Below are 3541 nucleotides of genomic sequence, written 5' to 3'. Positions count from 1 at the left end.
TCCGCACTCGGATTCCGAAACCTCAACCACTACATCACCCGAGCACTCCTCGAAACCGGAGGATTCAGACCCCAACTACACCCTCAATTATGAAGAGCCGGATTTCACCTCACCCACAAAACTGACAGCACACTACGCGCATACTGCGACTATTTTACATACGCCCACGCTATCGCCGAGGCCTCGGCCCCCTCCCCGGATTCACTACGGCCGTAGAATCAAGACAGTCGATAGCGCACGCTGAGGAGGAGTAACTCTCGCATGAACGAAGAACTCGCCGCATACATCACGCGCCTGTGCGAACTCTCCGAGCACACAACGCGGATCGACGATGATGTAATCCTGGTCGAGCCGGGTGAAGACTTTATCTACAACGCATTCACCGTGCGGAAGAACTATTATGTCTACGGCCACTACAACAGATACGCTTTCAGTGGCACACGGTTTGGGTCCGAGTCCTTCGAGATCTTCAAGAAGTTCGCGATCATGTATTTCGCTGTTGATATTCGCATTGCGCACGACCTTCCCCCGATCACATTCCCTGTAATTTCCTTCCCACACCCGAACTATTCCATCGAGACCGCATCAGGCGGCACGCACAAGCTGATCGATACACGAACGACACTTCCTACAACTTTTACGACAATCACACCCGATGCCCTGGTGCCTCTGTCGTATCTGATGGACACGCCAAGCGACGACCTGCTCTCCCTCGTCCTCGAACCGTCGGGCGCCGGATACGCCGCGCTGTACCAGCGGAGCTGACACTCACCCATCAGTTACGATGTCTGCAGAGGCAATGACCCGAAGGAGTGATCGCCTATGCTGGAAGAATTCGACGACCTGATTTCCAGGCTCTGCGCGAACTCTCCAATAACTCAAGAAGAGCACAGGGACAGGCTGTTTTTCACCGATGACGGCCTTATCGTTGACTCGTTGTGGGAACGGAACGGCTATTTTATATTTGGTCGTTCGGAACGCCCATCATTCGGTGGCGGCCACTTGTGGACGCGCAACCCGACCATCGCTCAGTATCAGCTGGTTGTCGTTCTTGGAAGTTACATTCGTCGCCTCAACTCATGGGATCCGATAGCACTACCGTCGCAGCCAGACACTCTCGAGAACGCCTGGTCACTCACACCGGTACCGGGCACGACAGCAATTGACTGCGTTTACGTTGACAATCCAGAACTTAGTTTCGGGACTTTCACCAAAGACCAATGGCTTTGCCTCGCGAGTCTTCTCACTATGCCCCTCGAGGACGCGATTCAGCTCTACACGACGGAATAGCCCCACACCAACGAACGCTCAATCGTTTCCCCACACCGGACGAGGCCTCGACCCCCTCCCGGGATTCGCTGGAGCCGTAGAATCGAGGCAGTCGGAAGTGCGCACCCAGGAGGAGCAACCATCACATGAACGAAGAACTCGCCGCATACATCACTCGACTGTGTGAACTCTCCGGGCACACAGCCTGGATCGACGATGATTTGGTCAAGGTCGAGCCGGGTGAAGACTTTATCTACGACGCATTCACCATGGTCAAGGAGTACTACGCCTACGGCCACGTCGAAAGATACTCATTCGGCGGGGCAGAATTCAGCTCCGCGTCCTTCGAGATCTTCAAGAAGTTCGCGATCATGCACTTCGCCGCCGACATTCGCGCAGCACACCAGCTCCCACCCCTCACCCTCCCGCCAGTGACCGACGTTCACCCCAGCTTTTCCATCGAATTCCTAGAGCCGATTAGCTACTTCCTGACAAGCAAAGCCTCCCCCATTCCCAAAACATACACAAACCTCTCGCCAGCTGCGCTGCTCCCGCTGTCATATCTGATGAGCACACCAAGCGAGGACCTGCTCAACCTCGTCCTCGAACCCTCCGGTGCCGGATACGTTGCGCTGTACCAGCAGAGCTGACGCTCCTCTCTCCCGGCGCTAGCTCACGGAGCATAGGACGAGAGCGTCGGTCACGCCTCCTCCCCTCGTACAAGGGGAGAAGGAGCGCTATTTCGCGCTCGCCCGTCAGTTACGATGTCCGCAGAGGCAATGACCCGAAGGAGTGAGCGCCCATGCTGAAAGAATTCGACGATCTCATATCCACGCTCTGCGCGAACTCTTCAATCATGCGCAAGGAACGAGACGGCAGGCTCTTCTTCACTGTCGCAGTCGCCGCATCAGCACGCGGCACCTAGGTAGGATGGGGATAGCCTGCCTCGATGGCGCAATCGGAGCAGGCCCCAACCTAGCGAAGGGAGCCAGTCATGTGGGAAGAGTTTCGTAGCCTCGCGCTCCCACTCCTCGGCGAGCACTTTCCCCCGAATCTCGTCAAAGATAACGGTGACAGTCTCGTCTTTATCGATAGGCGTAGTCTGGCAGGCTTTGTCATCACAGAGGACGCACTGGGAATTACCATCGGCCGCGACGGCGAACGCAATACCGTCGATATTTTCTTCACGAGCCCTTCCATTGAGTTGGCGACCATAGCACTGACGCTCCTCGCGCGCGAGGGGCTCGGCGAGCTCGTCGATATGCGCCATCCTTCGGACGAGCTTCTAGGCCCCGTGCCGGGCACCGACTACAGCATCAGAAGAGGCAGATCCAGAGGATTTCACCTCACCCACAATTCCGACAGCTCGTTGAGCGCAAAATGCGCATATTTTACATACGCGCGCGCTCTCGCCGAGGCCTCGACCCCCTCCCTGGAATCACTACGGCCGTAGAATCAAGACAGTCGATAGCGCACGCTGAGGAGGAGTAACTCTCGCATGAACGAAGAACTTGCCGCCTACATCACGCGCCTGTGCGAGCTATCCGGGCACACAACGTGGATCAAGAAAGACTTAATCCTGGTCGAGCCGAGTAAAGACCTTATCTACGACGCATTCACCATGGTCGAGGAATACTACGCCTACGGCCACGTCGAAAGATACTCATTCAGCGGGGAAGACTTCGGATCCGCGTCCTTCGAGATCTTCAAGAAGTTCGCGATCATGCACTTCGCCGCAGACATTCGCGCAGCACACCAGCTCCCACCCCTCAATGTCCCAGCAGTGACCGACGTTCACCCCGGTTTTTCCATCGAATTCCTCGAACCTATCGCGTATCTGCTAACAAGCAAAGCCTCCCCCATTCCCACGACATACACATCCTTCTCGCCAGCTGCGCTGCTCTCATTGTCATACCTGATGGACACGCCAAGCGACGACCTGCTCTCCCTCGTCCTCGAACCGTCGGGCACCGAATACGCCGCACTCTTCGACCGCTCGCCCACATCCACAACCACTGCTGTGACACTCAGGACAAACAGCAACCACGTAGGCATCCTCTGATCGCAGCGGAATGACCACCACCATGCTCGACCAGCACACCGACCTCATCGAACGCCTTTTGTGCGACTCTTTGACCAGAACAAGTGAATTCAACGGGGGTTGGACGTTTACGGGCTCTTCATAATTGAGGGTGTAGTTGGGGTCTGAATCCTCCGGTTTCGAGGAGTGCTCGGGTGATGTAGTGGTTGAGGTTTCGGAATCCGAGTGCGG

General features: G+C 56.2%; 6 protein-coding genes. All 6 read left to right on the top strand.

Annotation, left to right across the window (positions count from 1 at the left end):
- The first annotated feature begins 261 nt into the window (after window positions 1-261).
- The 6 genes from CYJ22_RS09995 to CYJ22_RS09975 all read left to right on the top strand — a co-directional run bounded on the left by CYJ22_RS09995 (window position 262) and on the right by CYJ22_RS09975 (window position 3331).
- The gene (locus tag CYJ22_RS09995; protein ID WP_101602509.1) at window positions 262-765 is read left to right on the top strand and encodes an Imm61 family immunity protein; all 504 of its coding nucleotides are present in this window, start codon (window positions 262-264) and stop codon (window positions 763-765) included.
- Window positions 766-822: 57 nt separating this feature from the next.
- Entirely contained in the window at window positions 823-1290 is a 468-nt protein-coding gene (locus CYJ22_RS09990) for a hypothetical protein (RefSeq protein WP_101602508.1), read from the top strand.
- Between the two features lie 125 nt (window positions 1291-1415).
- Window positions 1416-1919, top strand: a complete 504-nt coding sequence (locus CYJ22_RS09985; protein WP_101602507.1) for an Imm61 family immunity protein — start codon at window positions 1416-1418, stop codon at window positions 1917-1919.
- A 152-nt stretch (window positions 1920-2071) separates the two neighbouring features.
- Window positions 2072-2194, top strand: a complete 123-nt coding sequence (locus CYJ22_RS10405; protein ID WP_279354686.1) for a hypothetical protein — start codon at window positions 2072-2074, stop codon at window positions 2192-2194.
- Window positions 2195-2263: 69 nt separating this feature from the next.
- A complete protein-coding gene (locus CYJ22_RS09980) occupies window positions 2264-2722 on the top strand; it encodes a hypothetical protein (RefSeq protein WP_101602506.1) in 459 nt (152 codons plus the stop codon).
- Between the two features lie 45 nt (window positions 2723-2767).
- Window positions 2768-3331, top strand: coding sequence for an Imm61 family immunity protein (locus CYJ22_RS09975; protein ID WP_101602505.1), 564 nt, complete (start codon window positions 2768-2770; stop codon window positions 3329-3331).
- Window positions 3332-3541: the final 210 nt, after the last annotated feature.

This window comes from Schaalia odontolytica (assembly GCF_002847525.1).
Classification (GTDB): Bacteria; Actinomycetota; Actinomycetes; order Actinomycetales; family Actinomycetaceae; genus Pauljensenia; species Pauljensenia odontolytica_B.
The sequence above is the reverse complement of the archived record's forward strand: the minus strand, read 5'-3'. Positions and strand labels throughout refer to the sequence as shown.

Bases quoted from the DNA above. Each gene is read 5' to 3' on its own strand.
- CYJ22_RS09985 (WP_101602507.1), top strand. From the start codon at position 1,416: ATGAACGAAGAACTCGCCGCATACATCACTCGACTGTGTGAACTCTCC.
- CYJ22_RS10405 (WP_279354686.1), top strand. From the start codon at position 2,072: ATGCTGAAAGAATTCGACGATCTCATATCCACGCTCTGCGCGAACTCT.
- CYJ22_RS09980 (WP_101602506.1), top strand. From the start codon at position 2,264: ATGTGGGAAGAGTTTCGTAGCCTCGCGCTCCCACTCCTCGGCGAGCAC.
- CYJ22_RS09990 (WP_101602508.1), top strand. From the start codon at position 823: ATGCTGGAAGAATTCGACGACCTGATTTCCAGGCTCTGCGCGAACTCT.
- CYJ22_RS09995 (WP_101602509.1), top strand. From the start codon at position 262: ATGAACGAAGAACTCGCCGCATACATCACGCGCCTGTGCGAACTCTCC.
- CYJ22_RS09975 (WP_101602505.1), top strand. From the start codon at position 2,768: ATGAACGAAGAACTTGCCGCCTACATCACGCGCCTGTGCGAGCTATCC.